Annotated in this window: 16 protein-coding genes; 4 read left to right on the forward strand and 12 right to left on the reverse strand. The window is 73.6% G+C overall.

Annotated features, from left to right (window positions below; translation table 11 throughout):
* Positions 1-37 precede the first annotated feature (37 nt).
* Positions 38-1,000, forward strand: coding sequence for a DUF1152 domain-containing protein (locus ACIP4P_RS14025; protein ID WP_400917669.1), 963 nt, complete (start codon positions 38-40; stop codon positions 998-1,000).
* Between the two features lie 39 nt (positions 1,001-1,039).
* On the opposite strand, the gene ACIP4P_RS14030 is transcribed toward ACIP4P_RS14025, so the two are convergent.
* The gene (locus ACIP4P_RS14030) at positions 1,040-1,585 is read right to left on the reverse strand and encodes an FHA domain-containing protein (RefSeq protein WP_400917671.1); all 546 of its coding nucleotides are present in this window, start codon (positions 1,583-1,585) and stop codon (positions 1,040-1,042) included.
* Between the two features lie 161 nt (positions 1,586-1,746).
* Positions 1,747-2,304, reverse strand: a complete 558-nt coding sequence (locus tag ACIP4P_RS14035; RefSeq protein WP_400917673.1) for a DUF1697 domain-containing protein — start codon at positions 2,302-2,304, stop codon at positions 1,747-1,749.
* Between the two features lie 91 nt (positions 2,305-2,395).
* On the opposite strand from ACIP4P_RS14035, the gene ACIP4P_RS14040 reads away from it, so the two are divergent.
* Positions 2,396-2,866: a pyridoxamine 5'-phosphate oxidase family protein gene (locus tag ACIP4P_RS14040; protein ID WP_350518825.1), complete on the forward strand. Its 471-nt coding sequence runs from the start codon at positions 2,396-2,398 to the stop codon at positions 2,864-2,866.
* 36 nt (positions 2,867-2,902) lie between these two features.
* Here the strand turns inward: ACIP4P_RS14040 and ACIP4P_RS14045 are convergent, their stop codons facing one another.
* Positions 2,903-3,259 carry an ArsC/Spx/MgsR family protein gene (locus ACIP4P_RS14045; protein ID WP_350518824.1) on the reverse strand — a complete coding sequence of 119 codons (357 nt, stop codon included), beginning with the start codon at positions 3,257-3,259 and terminating at the stop codon, positions 2,903-2,905.
* Positions 3,260-3,471: 212 nt separating this feature from the next.
* On the opposite strand from ACIP4P_RS14045, the gene ACIP4P_RS14050 reads away from it, so the two are divergent.
* Both ACIP4P_RS14050 and ACIP4P_RS14055 read left to right on the forward strand, forming a co-directional pair.
* Positions 3,472-4,689, forward strand: coding sequence for a cytochrome P450 (locus tag ACIP4P_RS14050; protein ID WP_400917675.1), 1,218 nt, complete (start codon positions 3,472-3,474; stop codon positions 4,687-4,689).
* Between the two features lie 149 nt (positions 4,690-4,838).
* Positions 4,839-5,927, forward strand: coding sequence for a PP2C family protein-serine/threonine phosphatase (locus ACIP4P_RS14055; RefSeq protein WP_400917677.1), 1,089 nt, complete (start codon positions 4,839-4,841; stop codon positions 5,925-5,927).
* A 111-nt stretch (positions 5,928-6,038) separates the two neighbouring features.
* Here the strand turns inward: ACIP4P_RS14055 and ACIP4P_RS14060 are convergent, their stop codons facing one another.
* The 9 genes from ACIP4P_RS14060 to ACIP4P_RS14100 all read right to left on the reverse strand — a co-directional run bounded on the left by ACIP4P_RS14060 (position 6,039) and on the right by ACIP4P_RS14100 (position 19,983).
* Entirely contained in the window at positions 6,039-7,316 is a 1,278-nt protein-coding gene (locus ACIP4P_RS14060; RefSeq protein ID WP_400917679.1) for an acetyl-CoA carboxylase biotin carboxylase subunit family protein, read from the reverse strand.
* Positions 7,309-8,601, reverse strand: a complete 1,293-nt coding sequence (locus ACIP4P_RS14065; protein ID WP_400917681.1) for an MFS transporter — start codon at positions 8,599-8,601, stop codon at positions 7,309-7,311. The genes ACIP4P_RS14060 and ACIP4P_RS14065 overlap by 8 nt, the downstream gene beginning before the upstream one ends.
* On the reverse strand, positions 8,588-9,340 hold the full coding sequence (locus ACIP4P_RS14070; RefSeq protein ID WP_400917683.1) for a thioesterase II family protein: 753 nt from the start codon (positions 9,338-9,340) through the stop codon (positions 8,588-8,590). Before ACIP4P_RS14070 ends, ACIP4P_RS14065 begins: the two co-directional genes overlap by 14 nt.
* Positions 9,337-12,342, reverse strand: a complete 3,006-nt coding sequence (locus tag ACIP4P_RS14075; RefSeq protein ID WP_400917685.1) for a type I polyketide synthase — start codon at positions 12,340-12,342, stop codon at positions 9,337-9,339. The genes ACIP4P_RS14070 and ACIP4P_RS14075 overlap by 4 nt, the downstream gene beginning before the upstream one ends.
* On the reverse strand, positions 12,339-14,999 hold the full coding sequence (locus ACIP4P_RS14080; RefSeq protein WP_400917687.1) for an amino acid adenylation domain-containing protein: 2,661 nt from the start codon (positions 14,997-14,999) through the stop codon (positions 12,339-12,341). Before ACIP4P_RS14080 ends, ACIP4P_RS14075 begins: the two co-directional genes overlap by 4 nt.
* Positions 15,000-15,040: 41 nt before the next feature.
* Positions 15,041-15,613 (reverse strand): hypothetical protein, encoded by a 573-nt coding sequence (locus ACIP4P_RS14085; RefSeq protein ID WP_400917689.1) that lies wholly within the window; start codon positions 15,611-15,613, stop codon positions 15,041-15,043.
* Between the two features lie 89 nt (positions 15,614-15,702).
* Positions 15,703-16,983, reverse strand: coding sequence for an MFS transporter (locus tag ACIP4P_RS14090; protein WP_400917691.1), 1,281 nt, complete (start codon positions 16,981-16,983; stop codon positions 15,703-15,705).
* Complete coding sequence (locus ACIP4P_RS14095) at positions 16,980-19,580, reverse strand: ATP-grasp domain-containing protein (protein ID WP_400917693.1); 2,601 nt, start codon at positions 19,578-19,580, stop codon at positions 16,980-16,982. The genes ACIP4P_RS14090 and ACIP4P_RS14095 overlap by 4 nt, the downstream gene beginning before the upstream one ends.
* A gap of 85 nt (positions 19,581-19,665) precedes the next feature.
* Positions 19,666-19,983, reverse strand: coding sequence for a hypothetical protein (locus ACIP4P_RS14100; RefSeq protein WP_400917695.1), 318 nt, complete (start codon positions 19,981-19,983; stop codon positions 19,666-19,668).
* Positions 19,984-20,289: the final 306 nt, after the last annotated feature.

Raw genomic sequence — 20,289 nt, forward strand, 5'->3', positions numbered from 1 at the left:
CGGCGCGCGCTCCGCGCCGGTGCGCTACCGTCCGCCGGTGATCTCTCTGCTGCAACCCCCGTTGCTCACCCGGCTGCTGGCCGCCGAGCGCATCCTGGTCGCCGGAGCCGGCGGCGGCTTCGACGTGTACGCCGGGCTCCCGATCGCCCTCGCCCTGCGCGCCGCGGGCAAGGAGGTGCACCTGGCCAACCTCTCCTTCACCCACCTCTACGGCCTGCCCGGCGAGGTCTGGCAGGAGCCGGACGTGGCCAGGATCGGGCCGGACACCGAAGCCCCCGAGGGCTACTTCCCGGAGCGCACGCTGGCCCGCTGGCTGCGGCTGCACGGCATGCCCGACACCGTGTGGGCCTTCCCCACGGTGGGCGTCCGCCCGCTGCGCGCCGCCTACCGCAGGCTCGTCGCCCACCTGGGCGTGGACGCGATCCTGCTGGTGGACGGCGGCACCGACATCCTGATGCGCGGCGACGAGGCCGGACTCGGCACCCCCGAGGAGGACATGGCCAGCCTGGCCGCGGTGGCGGGGCTCACCGAGGTGCCCGAACGGCTGGTCGCCTGCCTGGGGTTCGGCATCGACGCCCACCACGGAGTCAGCCACGGCCTGGTGCTGGAGAACCTCGCCGCGATCGACCGGGCCGGCGGCTACCTCGGCGCCTTCTCCATCCCGCGCGGCAGCCGCGAGGGCGCGCTCTACCTGGACGCCGTCGAGCACGCCCGGGCGGCCTTCCCCACGCACCCCAGCATCGTCAACGGTTCGGTCGCGGCGGCGCTGCGCGGCGAGTTCGGCGACGTGCGGTTCACCGAGCGGACCAAGGACAACGAGCTGTTCGTCAATCCGCTGATGACGCTCTACTTCGGCGTCACGGTCGAGGCGCTGGCCGCCGAGAACCGCTACCTGGAACGGCTGGAGCACACCGTGCAGACCCGGCAGATCGCCACCGTGATCGAGGAGTTCCGGGACGAACTGCCCCGTCGGCGCCCACCCCGGCCGTTCCCGCACTGACCCTCCGCGCACGGGACCGCGGGCGGGGCGCCGTCGCGGTCAGTGCGGGGAGAGCCGGAACTCCAGGTTCCCGAACCGCACCTGGTCGCCCGGCCGCACCGGGATCCCGCCCGCGATCCGCCGCCCGTTCACATGGGTGCCGTTGGTCGACCCGAGGTCGTACAGCACCCAGCCGCCGTTCTCGTGCCGCAGCTCGGCGTGGTGCCGGGAGACCGAGGCGTCGTGCAGCCGCAGCCCCGAGCCGGGGATCCGTCCGATCGTCAACAGCCGTGCCCCGGCCTGCGGCAGGCTCAGCCCGGGCAGCCGCTCGGCCCGCCAGGCCCGGTTCAGCCGGGCGCCGAAGCCCGACACCCGGCCGACCGTCCGCAGCACGAAGCGCTCGACCGGCCCGCCGGTGGGCAGCCCGGCCACCGCCGCGTCCAACTCGGCGCGGCTGGTGGCCTGGAGGACGACGTCCATCCGGCCGAGGAAGGTGTCGTACGACAGCCGGCCGCTGCCCGCGCCGTCCCGGAGCAGTCCGAGGGCCTGGTCCCGTTCGGCGTCGGAGGGCCGGACGTGGCCGGTGGGGAACTCAGGCTGCGTCATGGCCCGATTGTCGGATCGCCCGGCTCCGACTGTCCAGATCACGCGGTGCCCCGGCGCTTGGTTCGTACCTCACTGAGCGACAGACGCCCGCCCCACCCGCGCGGTTCCAGCCGGCGGACGGGTGTTCGGCCGGGCGTTCGGCCGGGTGCCCGGTCGGGCGTTCAGCCCTTCCGGGCGGCCGCCAGGATCTTCACCGTGGTGTGCAGGAACCGGGAGGTCACCGCCCCGCGGTACTGCTTGCCGAACATCTCCTTGGTGACCCACTTGCCGTCCTGGAGGTGCACCACGATGTAGGCGGCCCCCGGATCGGCGCCGAGCACCTCGACGTCGCCCTTCGCCGAGCGGTGCGGCACGGCCAGCTCGGCCGGCAGCGGCTCGGAGAGGAAGGCGATCACCAGCCGGACGTCCGGCGTCACCTCGACACCCCGGAACGGTTCGGCGGCGAGCAGCTCGGCCACCTCGTCGACCGTCCGCAGCAGCACCGGCACCGGATAGCCGAGCTCCTGCTCCAGGTGCGCCTCGATCCGTGCGGTCAGCGCGGCCCGGTCCGGTTCGTCCGTGCTGAAGAAGACGTTCCCGCTCTGGATGTACGAGCGGACGTTCCCCAGGCCCAGTTCGGCGAAGAGCGCCCGCAGCCGCTCCATCTTCACCGTCCGGCCACCGACGTTGATGGCCCGCAGGAAGGCGATGTACGTGGTCGTGGAGGTCGTGGTGGTCACCCGGCCAGTGTGGCACCGGCCACTGACACCGCCCCTCCCGAGGGCCGCCGCCCGCCCGGCGGCTGTCCGTGCCCGGTGTCACACTGGCGCCATGGCAACCTGGCAGGACTTCGAGCAGGAGGCACCCGAACTCGCCGCCCTGGTACGGGCCCGGTTCGAGGCGAACAAGCACCACGTCCTGGCGACGCTGCGCAAGGACGGCTCGCCCCGGGTGAGCGGCACCGAGGTCGACTTCGTCGGTGCCGACGCCTGGATCGGGTCGATGTACGGCGCGGTCAAGGCCCGCGACCTCCAGCGGGACGCCCGCTTCGCGCTGCACGCCCATCCGGGGGACGAGACCATGGCCGGCGGGGACTCCAAGCTGGCCGGTCGCGCCGTGGAGGTCACCGACGAGAGCGAGCTCGCCGCCTTCGCCGCCGACCTGCCCGAGCCGCCGCCCACCCCGTTCCACCTCTTCCGGCTGGACCTCCGGCAGGTGGTGCACACCGCGCTGGAGGAGGAGGCCCTGTGGGTCCTCAACTGGCACCCGGGCCGGCCGGTGGAACAGATCCGGCTCCACTGACCGGCCCGGTCCGGCCGACCGCGCGCCGCGCGGGCCTTACGGCAGAACGGACTTGAGCGCCTCGGGGGTCCGGGCCACGATCGCGTGCCCGTCGTCCGCGGTGATGATCGGGCGCTGGATCAGCACCGGGTGCTCGGCCATCGCCGCGATCCAACGCTCCCGGTCGCCCGCCTCCCGCGGCCACGCCCGCATCCCCAGGTCCTTGGCGATCTGCTCGTCGATGCGGGTGATGTCCCACGGTTCCAGGCCCAGGCGCTCCAGCACCTGCTCCAGCTCGGCCACGCTCGGCGGGTCCTCCAGGTAGCGCCGCACGGTGTACTGCATCCCGGCGGCGTTCAGCCCGGTGAGGGCCGCGCGGCACTTGCCGCAACGCGGGTTGATCCAGATCTCCATGCCGACCAGCCTAAGGCGTGTCCGACGATTCCCGCCGGGTGTGGAACGGCGGCGCCGCCCGGACGGCGGCCGGGGGAGCCGCGCGCCGACCCGGCGGCACCGACCGGACCGGGCCCCGGCCCGACCCCCTTCCGTCGGGAACTCCGCCGCGCCCGCCCGTGGTTCAGGAACCAGGGAACCGGGACGGCGGAGCCGTCGGAGGGGAGCACCGCATGGACGGCGAGGCGATCATCGAGCAGCTGATGACCACGGAGGTCAGGGCCGACCCGTACCCGCTCTACGCCAGGGCGCACGAGCTCGGCCCGGTGGTCCCGGCCGGGGACGGGATGTTCCTGGTGAGCGGGTACGCGGCGGTCAACCGGGTGCTGCGCACCCCCGCCTTCGGGGTGGCGACCGCCGACATGATGGCCGGCGTCGCCCCCGAGTTCGCCGGGCACTCCTCGCTCGCCCTGTTCGGCCGCTCGATCCTCCAGCGCAACGCCCCCGACCAGCTCCGGGTCCGCTCGCTGATCGCCTCGGTGTTCACCGCCCGGCGGGTCGCCGCGCTGCGCCCGGCCGTGGCGGCGGCCGTCGCCCGGCTGCTGGACGAGCTGGCCGAGCGGGGCGCCGACGGCTCCCCGGTGGACTTCATGGACGCCTTCGCCTTCCGGCTGCCGGTCGGGGTGATCTGCGAGCTGCTCGGCGTCCCGGAGCGGGACCGCTACCGCTTCCGCGACCTCGCCGCCGACCTGACCGTCGCACTGGAGATCATCCAGGACCTCGACGACCTGGACGCGGCCGACCGGGCCGCCGACGAGCTGTCCGGGTACTTCGTCGAGCTGGTCGCCGAGCGCCTGGCCCGCCCGCAGGACGACCTGGTCAGCGACCTCGCCCGGATCGCCGTCGCGGACGGCGAGCGGCTGTCCGGCCCCGAGCTGCTGGCCAACCTGGTGCTGCTGCTGGTGGCCGGCTTCGAGACCACCACCAACCTGCTGGGCAACGGCCTCGCCCTGCTGTTCCGCCACCCCGGGGCGGCCGCCGAGCTGCGCGGCGGCGCCGTCACCCCGGCCGGGTTCACCGACGAGGTGCTGCGCTTCGACTCCCCGGTGCAGGCCACCGCGCGGGTCGCCCTCGACGAGGGCCTGGCCGTCGAGGGGCTGCCGGTCCCGTCCGGCAGCGGGCTGACCCTGCTGCTCGGCGCGGCCAACCACGACCCGGCCCGGTACGACCGCCCCGGGGTGTTCGACCCGCACCGCACCGACAGCCAGCCGCTGAGCTTCGGCGGCGGCCAGCACTTCTGCCTGGGCTACCAGCTGGCCCGGCTGGAGGGCGAGGTCGCGGTGTCGGCCCTGCTGGACCGTTTCCCCCGGCTCGCCCCCGGCGGCGTCCCGACCAGGCGTGACCGTCTGGTGCTGCGGGGTTACGAGACGCTGCCGGTGACGGTGCGGTGACCGCCCGCCGTCGATCCGGCCCGCGGTCCGGTCCGGAAAACCGGGACGTTCGGCCGTTCGTGACCTGGCCGTCCGTAGAGGAGCATGGAGGGACGAATCCGGTCATTCCTGGCGAATGACCGGAGCCGGCCAGCCAGGAGGTCCTCGCCGTGTCAGCACCCCGCCCGCCGCAGCTCGCGGTCGCGAAGCCCCGGGTGCCGCGCTGGGTGCCGTGGCTGCCGGTCATCCTGCTGGTCCTGGACCTGACCGCGGAGGCCGTCGTCCCGGACGCGGTCGCCGCCGGCTTCCTACTGACCGCCCTGCCGGTGGTGGCCGCGTTCAGCTACGGCCCGGCGCTGACCGCCGCCACCACGGGCGGCGCGCTGACCCTCCAGCTGCTGCTGGCCCTGCGGGCGGGCCACATCAACGAGCAGCACCACGTCTGGGTCTACATCGCCACCGCCCTGTCCGGCGTGATGGGCACCGCCCTGTCCTGGCAGCGCACCCGGCAGAACCGCAACCTGCTGCACGCCCGTACGGTCGCCGAGACCCTCCAGCGCACCGTGCTGCGCCCGGTCCCGGAGCGGGCCGGCGGCCTGCGGGTGGCCGGGCTGTACCGCCCGGCCCAGGCCGAGGTGCTGGTCGGCGGGGACCTCTACGAGGTGTGCGACACCCGCTTCGGGGTCCGGGTGCTGCTCGGCGACGTCCGCGGCAAGGGCCTCGGCGCGGTCCGCACCGTCGCCGACGTGCTCGGCGCCTTCCGGGCGGCCGCCCACGACACCCCGGGCCTGGTCGAGCTCGCCGACCAGCTGGACCGCGCGGTGCTGCGCGACGCGGCCGACCGCGGCGACGACGAGCTGTTCGTCACCGCCGTCCTGCTCCAGTACCGCGCGGGCACCGACTGCGTGGAGATCGTCAACCGCGGCCACACCACCCCGCTGCTGCTCACCAGGGGCACCATCGCCCCGGTGTCCTGCGCCGACGAGCTCCCGCTCGGCCTCGGCCACCTCGGCCCCGAGGACGAACCCGCCAAGCCGACCACCGTCGCCCTGCCCCCGGGCCACACCGTGCTGCTCTACACCGACGGCGTCAGCGAGGCCCGCGACGCCGCCGGCGCCTTCTACCCCCTCGCCCCACGGCTCGCCGCCCTCGGCAGCACCGCACCCGACCGCCTGGTCTCCTTCCTCGCCCAGGACGTCCACGAGTACGCCGGCCTCCTCGCCGACGACCTCGCCGTCCTGGCCCTCACCCCCGAGTAGCGCCGTCCGGAGCACGCCCCGCTCCAGCCCCGACACGGATGTACCCGGCCGGATCACTCCCCGGCCGGGCACACCTCGTCCTGCGGCCGCTGCCACTGGCCGACGCGACGTTCAGACCTGCTCGCGCGAGGGAGGGGAGACGTGGAAGACGAACGACAGGGCGTCCACCGTCGAGCGGGCGGCCGCGAGCGCCTCGTCCGCCGTCGGGGCCGCTGCGCGGGCGCGGGCGATACGGGTGAAGGACCCGGCGAGACCGGTGAGTTGCGAGCCCTCGGGCAGCAGTACCGTGACGTTCGGGTCGGTCAGCCCCGGGTCACCGTCCGCCAGGCCCATGAAGGTGCCGGTGACCTCCGGGGCGGTGTACCAGATGGCCTCACAGTGCCGGGCGCGCTCGGACTCCAGGACGGCGCGGATCTCCGGCAGTACCTTGAGGCCGGAGGCCTGCTGGGTCTGGAACTCGATCATGTCCACCCCCGTGGCGTCCTTGGCCAGGTTGAAGATCTCGTCGCCGCCCACCCGCAGATGGGTCTCGATGATCCGCGGGCCCTCGGCGGTGAGGACGATCTCGGTGTGCGTCGGGCCGAACTCGATGCCGAGGGCGTCCAGTACGCGCATCACGTGATCACCGATCGCCTCCTGCGCGGCGGCGTCCAGCGGGGCGGGGAGGACGTGGCCGAGCTCGACCATGTCCCGAGGATCGGAGTACTTCCGGGTGATCGCGACGACCACGTGCTCGGCGGCCTCGGAGAATGCCTCGACGCTGTACTGCGGCCCCGTGTGGTACTGCTCCGCGAGCACGCCGAGACGGGCGATCCCCGGGAAGTCACCGGTCGCCGCGCGGTAGGCCGCGGACGCCTCCTGCGGAGTGTGCACGAGGGTGACCCCGAAGCTGGCCGTACCCGCCGTCGGCTTGACGATGAACGGGTACCCGGTGTTCTCGCCGAACGAGAGCAGGTCGGACTCCGCCTCCGCGCGTGCCGCCGTCGTGTCCTCCACACCCGCCTCGCGCAGCCGCTCCCGCATCGAGTGCTTGTCCTGCACCAGGCGTACCGTCTCCGGGCTGTGCGTGGCGACGCCCAGTGCCGAGCCCACCGCGGCCGCGCGGTCCTGGTCGTGCTCCCAGAACGCCGTGATCCGGGTGACGGGCTGAGCCGCGTGGACGGTGCGGGCGAGCGCGACGACCTCGTCCAGCGGGGCGTCCTGGCGCACCGCGAGCACTCGTGCGTAGTGGCCGGACTCGGTGATCCGGGCCAGGTGCTCGGGCCGGCAGATCACCGAGATCGTGGCGCCCGGGTCCAGTTCCAGAAGCCGGGCCGCGAAGTCCAGGCGCGGGCCGATCGCGAACATCAGGTAGTGGTCGCGAGCGGGGGAGGGGACGAGGTCAGACACGGGACACGGTCCTTTCGAAGGTGGGAGTCGAGGTGGCGACGGTGAAGGGCCGCGCGGCCACGGAGAAGGCCGCGGTGGCGGCGGCGAAGAGAGCGGCGAGGACCAGCCAGCCGACCGGCCCGGCCGGCAGCACGAAGGCCGTCATCAGGAACGGACCGACGATCAGCTGAGCGCTCATGCCCATGCTGAACACGGACAGGTACTGCGGGCGCGAGCGCTCCGGGGCCATTTCGTACGACAGCTCCCAGGCGGCCACGGCGTGCAGGTTCTCGCCGACCGTCAGCGAGACCACGGCGAGCAGCACGGCCACCAGCGCGACGGCGACACCGCCGCCGTCCGCTGCGGCGAACAGCACACAGGAGAGGACCAGCGGAACGCAGGTCCAGCGCAGCAGCCGCAGCGCGTTCGAGAAGCCCTGGGCGAACCGGGCCACGAACACCTGGAGGACCACTGTCAGCACGGTGTTGACGGCGAGGACTACGGAGCTCGCCCCCGCGGGCAGTCCGGCCTGCCTGGTCATCCACAGAGGCACGAGGATGAACAGGACCGAGTCGTTCAGCAGGAGGACGGAGTTGGCGAGCGTGGCCGTCAGGAACCGGCGGTCCCGGTACGGCGAGCCCGTCGGACCGGGACGCTGGCCGCGGCCCGGTGGTGCATTCGGCTCCGGACGGTCCCCGGGCTCCGCCACCGCCGCCGGCTGCGCGGCCGGGCGTGCCCCCGCCTTGCGGATCAGGAGCGCCACCGCCACGAACGCGGCCCCGTTGAAGACGAAGAGCGCGGTGAACGCGGCGCGTGAGTGGGCGGACTGTACGACGGCCGCGAGGAGGAAGCCCACGGTCATCCCGGCGTTGCTCACCGCGCGCAGCGAGGCCATGGTCCGGGTCCGCCGGTCCGGTGACTCCAGCTCGCCCACCACCACCTGCAGCAGCGGCAGCGCCGCGCGCGTGGTGACCGTGATCAGGCAGGTGACGGCGAAGTAGCCGGCGTACCCGTCGACGAAGGCGTACGCGATGAAGCCTGCGGCCCGCGCCAGGGTCAGACCCACGTACACGGGCAGTGTCCCGATCCGCCCGGCCAGCGCCCCGAAGGGAGCCGGACCGAGCAGGCCCAGTACGTTGGCCGCGGTGAGTGCGCCACCCACCGCCACCGCCGGGATCCCGACGAGGCCCACGAAGTAGAGGGTCGCGGCGGCCAGGAACATGCCGACGGCGACGGCGTCGACGGCCGCACCGAGCGCGAGGGTCCGTCCGTTGCGGGAAGCCGGGAGCAGGTCAGCGAACTTCATGCGGCAGCCCCTGAGCGAGTACCGCGAGCGGTGGCCTGGGGATCAGGTAGAAGTGGTCGCCCGGCACGGTGTGGTGGTGGAACGACCCTTCGGTCACGGCCGCCCAGGCCGCGGCGTGCGCTCGGCCCACCTGGGGGTCGGCGTCGCCGGCGATGGCGGTGACCGGGCAGGCCAGCAGTGGTCCGGGCCGGTGCCGGTAGGCGTCGAACATCCGGAAGTCCCCGCAGACGTACGGCAGGACCAGCTCGCGCAGGTCCGGGTCGCTCAGCAGCTCGGCGTCGGTGCCGCCCAGCGACACCAGGGCGTCCGCGATGGCCTCGTCGTCCATGTCGGTCGTGTCGGAGCCGCCGTCGGGGTGCGCCAGGTGCGGGGCGCGGGCGCCGGAGGCGTACAGGTGGACCACCGGCCGGCCGGCTGCCTGGAGCCGTCGGGCCGTCTCGTACGCGACGACCGCGCCCATGCTGTGGCCGAGGAAGGCCATGGGCCGCTCGTCCGGCAGCGACTGCAGGGTGTCCGCGATGTCTCCGGCCAGCCGGTGCAGATCGGTGGCGGGCGCCTCGTCGAGCCGGGCCGCGCGGCCCGGGTAGCAGACCGCGTGGATCTCGTACTCGGGCAGGTGCCGGGCCCATCCGTGGAAGAAGGAGGCCGATCCGCCGGCGTGCGGGAAGCAGACGAGGCGGTGGGTCGCCTCCGGGCGAGGGACGGGGCACTTCAGCCAGGTCGTCACTGTTGTCGTCATCGTCGCTCTCCCGCCGTGATCAGCGATTCCACGAGGGCCGTCTGCTGTGCCAGGCTCGGGCCCGTCATCAGCGCGCGGACCGGAACACGGACTCCGAGGTCCTCGCCGAGTCGGCGGGCCAGCCGGACCGCCAGGAGCGAGTCGCCACCGAGGTCGAAGAAGTCCGACTCGGGCGACAGCTCGGGCCGGCCGAGCAACTCGGTCCACCGGGCCGACACCGCCTCGCCGGGCGTGGCCGACGTGGCCGCGGTCGGCGGCGAGACGGCGTCACCGCCATCGCCATCGCCACCGCCACCGTCCGACGCGGCCGGCACGCGTGTCCGGATCCGCGCCGCCGGCGCCACCAACTGCGGCCCCGCGAACGCGTAGCCGGGAAGACGCACCGGACGTCCGGGTCCCGCCAGGGTCACCGCGTCGAGCGGAAGTCCGGCGCTCCACAGGCCGGCCAGCGCCGCCAGGGTCTCCTCACCGGGACGCTCCGAGTAGCCCGCGGCGAGGGGTACGGCGGTCAGTCCCGCAGCCTCCGCCATACCGCTCAGCGCCTTGCCGGGGCCGACCTCGACGGCCAGTGCGTCCGGGTGGGCTTCGGCGATCGCCGCCAGCCCGGCCGCGAACCGTACGGTGCTGCGCGCCTGTTCGGCGAACGAACGGGCCTCGACCTCGCTGCCGGCCGCCACCACGGTTCCGGTGGCATTGGACAGGTACGGCAGCCGCGGGCGCCCCAGGGGCACCCCGGCGACGAGTCGCCCGAGCTCCCGGACGGCCGGATCGATCATCGAGGTGTGGAAGGCGTGGCTGGTGTGCAGGCGCCGGGCGCGCTCCCGGTCCCCGAGCCAGGCCTCGAACGCGTTCACCGCGTCGCGGGGCCCGGCCAGGACCGAGCTCTCGGCCGTGTTCACGGCGGCGAGTTCCAGCAGGGGTCCGCCCGCCTCGGTGAACTGCCCGGCCAGCGCCAGCGCCAGGTCCTCACCCACGGCGAGGGACAGCATCGCGCCGGGCGGACAGGACTGCATGGCCCGGCCGCGCAGCGCCACCAGCGCCGCGGCGTCGCCGAGTGGCAGTACGCCCGCCAGCGCCGCCGCGGTCAGTTCGCCGAGGCTGTGGCCGGCCAGGGCGACCGGGGTGAGGCCGAGATCGATCAGGGCGGTGGCCGCCGCGTACTCCACGCAGAACAGGGCCGGCTGGGCCAGCTCGGTCCGCGCCAACTCCTGGGCGGGGAAAGCCGGATCGAAGAGGGCGGAGCTCAGCCGCGCCGCCAGGTCCGGTACGAAGTGCGCCAGGCACCTCTCCAGTGCGGCGCCGAACCCGGGCAGCGCGTCGCGGAACGGCAGCGCCATGCCAGGGCGTTGGCTCCCCTGGCCGGGCAGCAGGAAGATCACGGGGACCGGCCTGCCCGGGTTCGAGGGGGAGCAGGCCGCTTCGCGCAGCCGCTCGGCGAGTTCCCGATGGGTGCGCCCGGTGACGGTCGTGCGGTAGGGCAGCCGGGCCCGGCCGACGGCCAGGGTGTGGGCGATGTCGCCGACGGCTGTGGCGTCCTCCAGCTCCGGCAGCCGGTCGGCGAGGCGCCGCGCTGTGCGCGCCAGCGCCTCCGGGCCGGCCGCGGAGAGCATCAGTACCCGGTCCTGCGGACCACCCGTCGCGGGCTGCGGTTCGCGGGGCCGTGCGGGGGGCTGCTCGACGACGACATGGGCGTTGGTCCCGCCGATGCCGAAGGAACTGACACCCGCCCGGCGCGGGCCCGGGCCGGTCCAGTCGAGCAGGCCGGTGGGCACGTACAGCGGCGAACCGTCGGTCTCCAGCAGCGGGTTGAGGCTGCGGAATCCGGCGACCGGCGGGATCCGGCCCTCGCGCACCACCAACAGGGTCTTGACGAGGGAGACGAGCCCTGAGGCCGCGTCGAGGTGGCCGATGTTGGCCTTCACCGCGCCGACCGCGATCCGGCCCGGTGCGGCGCCCAGGCCGCGCAGCGCGGAGGAGGCGGCCGACCACTCGATGGGATCGCCGACCCGGGTGCCGGTGGCGTGTGCCTCCAGGTAGCCCAGGGTGTCGGCCCCGATACCCGCAGCCGTGAGGGCGGACCGGATGACGGCTGCCTGCCCGGTGGCGGACGGCGCCTGGTAGCCGGCCTTGGCGGAGCCGTCGTTGTTGACCGCGCTGCCGATGATCAGCCCGTACGGGTCGGCGCCGTCGGCGAGGGCGTCCTCGGCCGGGCGCAGGACCACGGCCACCACACCGGAGCCCGCCAGCGCGCCGTCGGCCGAGGCGTCGAAGGGTCGGCACTCGCCGGACGCGGAGAGGATGCCGCCGGGCAGGTGGACGTGCCCGGTCTGTGGGAAGTCGACGGCCGCCGCGACGACCACGGCCTGCTCGCACTCGCCGGCCAACAGGGCCTGCACGGCGAGGTGCACCGCGACCAGCGAGGAGGAGCACGCGGTCAGCACACTCAGCGCCGGGCCGGTCAGCCCGAGCCGGTAGGCGATCCGGGTGGCCATGTAGTCCGGCTCGTTGGCGCGCAGGGCCTCCTCCACACCCGCCGCGTCCAAGGTGTTCGAGGTGAGCATGGCGCGTAGGTAGGCGCTGCTGCTCGCGCTCGCGTACACGCCGGTGACCCGGGGCTCCGTCAGCGGATCACAGCCTGCGTCCTCCAGTGCCGACCAGGCGGCCTCCAGCATCAGTCGGTGCTGGGGGTCCATGAGTTCGCCCTCGCGGGGGCTGATGCCGAAGAGCTCGTGGTCGAACCGGTCGGCGTTCTCCATCAGGCCCCGTACGGGTACGTAGTCGGGGTCGTCCAGGACGGTCGCCGACTCGCCGTCGGCCAGGAGCCGCCCACGGTCCAGGCGCGAGGTGAGGATCTCTCCGCGCAGCAGCGCTTGCCACCAGGAGCCGATGTCGTCGGCGCCGGGGAAGCGGCCCGCGATGCCGGTGACGGCGATGTCGAGGGACGGGTCCCGTTCGTCCCCGGGGGTACCGGGGACGACGGGCTGCACGTTCGGTGCGCTCATCGGGCGGCTCCCTGGAGGGCACGGCGCTGGCGGGCGCGGGCGGCGCGCTCGCGGCGGGCGCGATCGGCACGCGCGTCGGCCGGAGCGGCCTCGCCCGCGCCCGCCCCGCCACCGGCCCGAACGAGCTCGGCCTGGGCCTCGACGGTGGAGCTGCGGAAGAGTTCCACGACGGAGAGGCGTACTCCGGTATGGCGGCCCAGTGCCTCCTGGAGCTGCAGCATGAGCAGTGAATGCCCGCCCAGGTCGTAGAAGTTGACGGTGCTGGGCACCGAGGGGATCCCCAGGACCTCCGCCCACGCGGCCGAGACCTGCGCCAGCACGTCACCGCTGCCGACGGCGGCCTGCGCCGCCTGAGCGACCGGCGCCTGAGCGTCCGAGGTCCGAGCCCGGTCGGCTGCCGCCCGTGCGGCCCGCTCCGTCTCCGCCTCCCGCTCCAGGAGCGAGGCCAGGGCCGTCCGGTCCGCCTTGCCGTTGACGGTGACCGGGAAGGCGTCCACCGCCCGCAGCCCGGCCGGCACGGCCGTCGCGGGCAGCAGCTGTGCCAGCCGTTCCCGTACGGAGGGCAGCGCCGAGGGATCGTCCGTGAGCACGAACCCGGTCAGCCGGGTCCCCGCCGTGTCCGGTACGGCGACGGCGTCGCGGATACCGGGGCAGGACCGCAGCGCCGCCTCCACCGCGCCCAGCTCGACCCGGTGCCCGCGGATCTTGACCTGGCCGTCGCGCCGCCCGAGGAACTCCAGGGTGCCCGTCCCGGTCCAGCGGACCGAGTCGCCCGTCCGGTACATCCGGGCGTCGCCGCCCGCGAACGGGTCCGGGACGAAGGCCTTCGCGGTGGCCTCCGGCTGCCCGAAGTAGCCGCGGGAGACACCGGCGCCGCCGATGTGGAGCTCGCCGGTGATCCCCGGCGGTACCAACCGGCCCGCCCGGTCCAGCACGTACACCCGGGTACCGGGCACGGGGCCGCCGATGTCGACGGGGCCGGCGGCCTCGAAGCGCCGGTAACTCGCCCACACGGTCGTCTCGGTGGGCCCGTACTCGTTCACCAGGGCGGTGGAACCGAGCAGTTCGGTGTGCCGGCGCAGGAGGTTCTCCGGAAGCGCCTCCCCGGCCGTGATCACGGTGGTCAGGCCGGCCGGCAGCCGGCCCAGCCGCTCGCCGGCGGTGAGGATCGCGTCGTACAGGGACGGTACGCACAGCAGGTGTGTCACCGCGTGCCGTTCGATCAGCCCGATCAGCGCTTCCGGGTCGCGGTACTCGTCGGGGCCCGCCACGACGAGCTGCCCGCCCGCGGTCAGCGTGCCCCAGAGCCCGGCGACGGAGGAGTCGAAGGCGAGCGGGGACAGGAGCAGGAAGACGGGCCGACCGGGGTAGATCTCGCGGCGTGCGAGGGTGGAGGCCGCCAGTTGGGCGTGCTCCACCACCACGCCCTTCGGGGTGCCGGTGCTCCCCGAGGTGTAGATGAGGTACGCGGGGTCCTCGGGACGGGTCGCCACCGCCGGGCGTGCCGCGGCCGGCACGTCGGTCACGGGCACACCCCCTCCGCGCAGGGCCGGGTCGTCGACCGCGATGACGGTAGGAGCGCCCGCCGCGACCCGGTGTCCGAGTTCCCCGGTCACCAGGACCGCACCGACCCCGGCATCGGCGAGCACGGCTGCGATCCGCGCGTCCGGGTTCGCGGGATCGACCGGTACGTACGCCGCTCCCGCGCGCAGCGTGCCGAGCACCGCCGCGACCATGGCGACGGACCGGTCGGCCAGCACGGCGACCCGGTCGCCCGTGCCGACGCCGGCCGCGGCCAGGCGGGCGGCGATCCGGTCCGCCCAGGCGTCCAGTTCGCCCCGGTCGGCCCGGTCCGTCCCGCAGACCACCGCGGTCCTGCCCGGCTCGCTGCGGGTGAGCGCGGCGACCTGCTCGTGCACGGGCTCGCGGCCCCCGGCCGGCAGTTCGCGGCCCTGCCCGAGTGCCAGCAGCTCCCGCTGCTCGGCCTCCTCCAGCAGCTCCAGCGCGCCGACGGACGGAGTCCGCCCGTCGGTCAGCCCGTGCAGGACCGTGCGCAGTTGGCTGAGCAGCCGCAGGACGCCCCAGGCGGAGTACCGCTCCTCGCTGTAGCGCGCCACGAGTTCGGCCGCACCCGCCGCCTGGTCGGTGTCCCACAGGGCGACGGAGATCTCCAGCGTCCCCGTCAGTGCGGCAGGGGCGGCACCGTGCCGGAACTCCACCAGGTGGCCGGGGAACGGGCCGTCCGCGCCGTCGGCCCACAGCGAGGCGGACCGTTCCAATGCCCGGTCGGTGCCGGCGATGAGATCGGCGGGGGCAGCCTCGTCGCGTACCTCCAGTACGACGGGCACCTGCAGCGCCCCGGCCACCGCCCGGTCCGTACCGGTCCGTCGGGTGAGCGTCACGGCGAGGGCGGCGAGCCCCACGGTCAGCGGGGTGACCCGGTGCGCGTGGGCTGTCCGCCCGACTGCGGCGCGCAGGGCGGCGCCAACGGGCAGCCGTACCAGCGCGGATCGCCCGCCGGGGGCTGGACGGGCCCCGCCGATGCCCAGCGGGCGATCGGTGGTGGCGGCGCGGACCTCGTCGGCCCACTGCCGGAACTCCTCGGTGCCGCGGTGGGCCGGAGGCAGGCCGGCCCGGGCGGCGGACGGCGTTGACATCGGTACTCCTTCGGTGACGGTCGGGACGCGCGTGGTGGGGGTCAGTCGGCCAGCGTCATGGTCAGGTGGATGCGGTCGGTGCCACCGGCGTTGTAGGCGGAGTGGTGACGCAGGGTGTTGAGGATGTGGACGCGGCCGTCGGTCGGCACGTGGTAGGTGTGGCCGCTGCGGAACAGCAGACGGCTGTCCTCGTTGGTGGTGAGCGCCACGTGCGCGACGCGCGAGTGGTCGGTGTGCATGTGGTAGATCTCGCCCGGGTGCAGGGTGACCAGGCGCATCCGGCCGGGGCGGAACGGCAGAGCCTTGAAGAGCTCGTGGAAGTACGTGTCCTTCATCGCCTCGTTGAAGAACGCGAACTCGCCCTCCTCGAAGTTCTTGCGGCCGGTCAGCTGGTCGAACTGGCCGTTGCCCGCGTCGCGCCACGGGTCCTCGGCGCCGGCGCGGTGGGTCAGGCCCAGACGGCGCAGGCGGTCCTCCGGCTTGCCGGACGGGGCGTCGGGGAGGCGGTCGAGGTACTGCTGGTGGGCCTTGAGCAGCTCGTCGTGGTCGAGCGTGAGCCCGGGGACGATCTCGACGAGCTCGGGGTCGATGGCTGCGAGGGTCGGGGTGGTCATGGTGATCTCCTGAAGAGGTGTGAACACGGCAGACAGGAAGGGCGGAACGGAAGGGAAGGAGCGAGGAGGGCGTCCGGTACGGACCCGGTTCAGACGACCGGGCCGTCGTACGTCCGGGTCCGCGGATCGGTCCGGACGGCCCAGGCGACGAGCGGGCGGGCGGCGCAGCCGACGGCGAGGAACACGACCGCGAGCAGCAGCCAGCCCGGGCGCCCGAGGCCGAGCGCCAGGGCGCCGAGCACAGCGGGGGCGAGGGCTTCCGCGAGACCGCCGCCGAGGCCGAAGACGCCGGCGTACTGGCCCTGGGCGTGCGGGGCGGCGAGCCCGAAGGAGTACTCCATCGAGGCTGCCGCGTGCCACAGTTCGCCGAGCGTGTAGACGGCGGTGGCCGCCAGCAGGAGAGCGACGGAGGCCCAGGTGGACAGTTCGCCGGCCGACATCATCAGCACCAGCCCGGCGGCGATCGCGCCGCCCGCCCAGCGCATCCGGGAGCTGGCGGACGCGGGGTCGCTGACGCTCTTGCTGACCGTGACCTGGAGGGTGATGACCAGCACGGTATTGAAGACCAGGACTGCGGAGACCATCCAGCGGGGGGCCGAGGTGTGCTCGACGATCCACAGCGGGAGCAGGAAGGTCGGCACGGCGAAGTGCAGGGACATCAGGGAGTTGAGCAGGGTGGCCGCGAGGTACGGCCGGTCCCGCAGGGCCTCCCAGCGGCCACTGAGCGGCGGCGCCTCGACGGGGGCGAGCCGGGGCAGCCGCAGGAGCGCGAGGGCGCAGCCGGCGAAGGCGAGGCTCCGACCGCCGACCAGGCTCAGATAGGCCGGCGCGGTGTCGAGCTGGATCGCCACTCCCGCGGCCAGTGCCCCGAGCGAGATGCCGAGGTTGGTCCCGGCCCGCAGGTAGGCGCGGAACCGGGCGGGGTCCTCGCCGCCGAAGCCCCGTACCAGCGGCGCCCGGCTGGACTTGTCGGCCGCGAACACCACTCCGGTCAGGACCGAGATGAGCAGGAACGACCAGAAGGCGTCGACCAGCAGGAAGCAGCCCATGAAGACCGCGCCCGAGAGCATCACCGCGATCTGGGTCTCCCGGGCACCCCAGCGGTCCGCGATCCGGCCGCCGAGGACACCGGCCACCAGGCCGACCATGGCTCCGGCGAAGAGCCCGAACGCGACCTGGGACATCGGGAGGTGGACGACGCGGGTGAAGTACAGGGCGCTGGACGACATGAACATTCCGCTGCCGAACGCGTTGACGAAGGTCGCTCCCGCCAGGGTCCGCCGGGGACCCGCCTCCGGCAGGAGCCGTTCGAGCGGCCCCCGCCGTCCGGCCGCGCCGCCGGGCTGCGGGTTCTTCACGGGTGCGGTCACGGCCACAGCGGGTCCCGGAAGTCGGCCTCGGGTCGCAGCTCGCGGCCCCAGGCACGGATCTCGCGGCCGGTGACGCCCTGCGGGGCGATCACCAGGCGCTCGTCGAACCAGGCACCCACCTCGGCGAACCGGGAGTGCAGCTCCTCCTCGTCCTGCGCCGACACGAGCACCTGTCCCACACGGTGGTTGGTGTTGTCGATGTCACCGAGGAAACGCTCGCCGGCAGGGAACTCGACCCGGGCGAACTCCACACCCGGCAGGGCACGGAGCTCGGCGGGGGAGGGGCAGGAGAACATGATGCCGGCCCGGCCCTTGAGGTAGCTGGTGCCGAAGATCCCGGGACGGCGCTCCACCGCGGCCGAGGGGGTCCGGCCGAGCGCGCTCAGCAGCGCCGCCTCTCCCAGGTGGAGGCCGAACTTGGCCTGGATCTGCTCGTGGATCAGCCCGCCGCCGCGGCGTGCCGCGCACTCGCTGAACGTCAGCTGCCCGGTGGCGGGGTCGTGGAAGAGCTCCATGTGGAAGACGCCGTCCTGCAGGCCTAGGGCCTCCAGGGCCCGCCGTACCACCGGTTCGCCCAGGTCGTAGGCCCAGGTGTCGTCCTTGGGGTCGAAGTGCCACATCGACAGCGGCGTCTGCTCGTCGATCATGGTCAGGCAGGGCGCCCCGTAGCGGCCGACGGCCAGGAAGAGCAGCTCTCCGCCGTGCACGAAGCCGTCCGCGATCCACTCCTCGCCGCCGACGTACTCCTCCAGGACGAAGGTGCGCTGCGCCGTGCGGTCCGCGCGGTAGCGGCGGCTCAGGGCGCGCAGTCCCTCGAAGCCGTCCACGACCGCGGTGCGCGCGGTCGCGGCGCCGGCGATGGGCTTGAGCACCGCCTTGTCGTACTCCCATGCGACGCCGGAGACGTCGTGGACGTCGTCGATGACGGTGACCCGGGCGGTCGGTATGCCCGCCGCCGCCACCTTGCGCTTCTGGAGCGACTTGTCGCGGAAGTGCACCGCGGTGACCGGGTCGATGGCGCGGCAGCCGAGCTGTGCGGCGACTACTCCGGCGGTGACCAGCGCCCATTCGTCGGAGGTGTGGACGGCGTCGAAACGGTGCTCGCCCAGCCCTGCCCGGTGCAGGGCCATCAGGACCGCCTCAGGGCTCTTGTGGTCGTCGACGAGGAGGACGGTCAGCTCCGCGGGGACTTCGGCGAGTCCGTGGTCGTAGCCGGCCGCGCCCCACACGACGACCGCGTCGACCCCGCCGCGCACGCAGGCCTGCATGACGTACTTGTCGGTGCCCAGCAGCAGGACGCTGGGGCGGCGCTCGTCCTCGGCCACCTTGTAGACGTCGTTCTTCAGGGTCTGGATGGCGCGGTGGTCGGCCCGGATCCGCTCCATGTCGTCCGCCGTCAGGAAGATCCGCAGCGGGCTGGTGAGCAGGTCGACGGTGGGGCTGATGAGCTTGCCGGGGCCGAGCTTGACGCCGACCAGGTGGACGCTGGGCAGGGCCTCGATCCGATCGACGGCCGCCCGGTCCACCGACTCCACCAGGCCGCTGAGCTCGGTGCGGGTGCTGTGGACGGCGGCCGCGGCGCGCGGGGAGTAGACCCGGCCGGCGTACCGCCGGGTGAACTCCTCGGGACGGGCGTAGGCGAGGGCGGTCAGATCGGCCTGGTTGGCACCCAGGCAGAGGTCGTGGAAGCCCGGGTTCATGTTGCCGTTGAGGCGGGCTCCGATCTCGACCAGGGCCGGGCCCTGCGGGGTCATGATGACCTCGGCGTGGGCGGGGCCGTGCTCGATACCCAGCGCCTGCAGCACCGTGTCCACGTACGCGATCAGTTCGGGGACCGGGTGGGCGTCGGGGGAGAGCAGGACGTCGAGGTCGTAGATGTTCTTGCCGTTGGGCAGGATCTCCTTCTCGTACTCCCAGACCCCGCAGACGTAGCGCTCCCCGGCGACGCTGACGGTGTCGACGATGTACTCGGTGCCCTCCAGGAAGGACTGGACGAGGGCCTCGGAGTTGCGCTGCTCGAAGATGTCGGTCGAACCCAGCACCGCGCGGGCCGCCGCGAGGACCTCGGCCGTGTCGTGGCAGCGGTAGACGTGGTCGGTGGAGGCCGAGCTGAGCGGCTTGACGATCACCGGGTAGGTGCCCGCCTGCTCGGCCCAGTCGGCGAGGGCCTGCGGATCACCGCTCTTGTACTGGTCCGCGCAGCGCACACCCGCACGGCGCAGGGCCTCGATCATCTCGTACTTGTCGCGGCGGGCGGCGGAGAGCGCCGTGCCGTTGGTGGCGAGGCCCAGGGACTCGCTGAGTGCGTCGGCGAGCGGGACGCCGGGCTCCTGGCCCGCGAGTACGGCCACCGGGCCGAGTGCCCGCAGTGCCTCGACGGTCGTCTCGAAGGCGGTGGCGTCCGGGCAGGAGAAGTGCTCCCGGTAGGCACCGGGGTCCGGCTGGAGCATGGTCGCCATCGGTTCGGCGGAGCTGTACACGTGCACCACGTCGACGCCGAGCCGGGCGAAGGCGGGAGGCAGGAAGGTCCCGGTCGAATATCCGTCGACGATCACTGCGGTCTTGACCGGGTGGGCCGGAGGCGAGTCGGAAGCCATCGGGTCCTTCACTCTCTGGGGCGGTGTGCGAGGCATGAGGGGCGGCCGGTGAACGGGCCGGGGCACTGGCGGGGTGAGGGCGCGGCTACGGCTGCGGGGTCGGCCAGCCGATTTCGGCGTCGGGGGAGTGCAGCGAGGCCACGGCGACGGGCCAGCCGATCTCACTGGCGAGGGCGACGCCCTTCGGCGGGGCCGGCCAGCCGATTTCGGCGTCGGGGGAGTTCACGGAGGCGACGGCGACGGGCCAGCCGATGTCGTTGGCGACGGCACCGCTCTTCGGCGGGGCCGGCCAGCCGATTTCGGCGAGGGCGTGTCCAGCCGGTCCGGCGACGGCGAACAGGGCCACGAAGGCGATGGCGCCCGCGGTGATTCGAGCTCTGATGGCACGGATGGACGAACGCACGGCAACTCCTTGACAGAAGAAAGAAGGGAGGCCCGCGGCCTGTTCGTGACTGCCGCGATGACCAGGAAGCTAGTGCAGCCACCCACAGCTTGGCAAGTCATTGCCAAGCAGTTGGCAACGTCGGGCTGGATCGATTTTGGAGGCCATGGGCTACCTGCCCACGCATTGGGCAAGAATTTGTCGGGTCGTCCCGTTAAGGGCTAGCCTCGCCTTGCTGCGGGCACCCCCTGCCGCACGGAGAGCTGGGGACCACCCGCGCTGCCCGGGGCCTCCCCCCGTCCCCTGTCCGTCCGATTCCTGGGGTTG

Source organism: Kitasatospora sp. NPDC089509 (assembly GCF_044749365.1).
Classification (GTDB): domain Bacteria; phylum Actinomycetota; class Actinomycetes; order Streptomycetales; family Streptomycetaceae; genus Kitasatospora.

Coding starts and splice junctions, on each gene's coding strand:
- ACIP4P_RS14030 (WP_400917671.1), bottom strand. CDS start 1,585: ATGACGCAGCCTGAGTTCCCCACCGGCCACGTCCGGCCCTCCGACGCC.
- ACIP4P_RS14040 (WP_350518825.1), top strand. CDS start 2,396: ATGGCAACCTGGCAGGACTTCGAGCAGGAGGCACCCGAACTCGCCGCC.
- ACIP4P_RS14045 (WP_350518824.1), bottom strand. CDS start 3,259: ATGGAGATCTGGATCAACCCGCGTTGCGGCAAGTGCCGCGCGGCCCTC.
- ACIP4P_RS14050 (WP_400917675.1), top strand. CDS start 3,472: ATGGACGGCGAGGCGATCATCGAGCAGCTGATGACCACGGAGGTCAGG.
- ACIP4P_RS14065 (WP_400917681.1), bottom strand. CDS start 8,601: ATGAAGTTCGCTGACCTGCTCCCGGCTTCCCGCAACGGACGGACCCTC.
- ACIP4P_RS14070 (WP_400917683.1), bottom strand. CDS start 9,340: ATGACGACAACAGTGACGACCTGGCTGAAGTGCCCCGTCCCTCGCCCG.
- ACIP4P_RS14075 (WP_400917685.1), bottom strand. CDS start 12,342: ATGAGCGCACCGAACGTGCAGCCCGTCGTCCCCGGTACCCCCGGGGAC.
- ACIP4P_RS14080 (WP_400917687.1), bottom strand. CDS start 14,999: ATGTCAACGCCGTCCGCCGCCCGGGCCGGCCTGCCTCCGGCCCACCGC.
- ACIP4P_RS14085 (WP_400917689.1), bottom strand. CDS start 15,613: ATGACCACCCCGACCCTCGCAGCCATCGACCCCGAGCTCGTCGAGATC.
- ACIP4P_RS14095 (WP_400917693.1), bottom strand. CDS start 19,580: ATGGCTTCCGACTCGCCTCCGGCCCACCCGGTCAAGACCGCAGTGATC.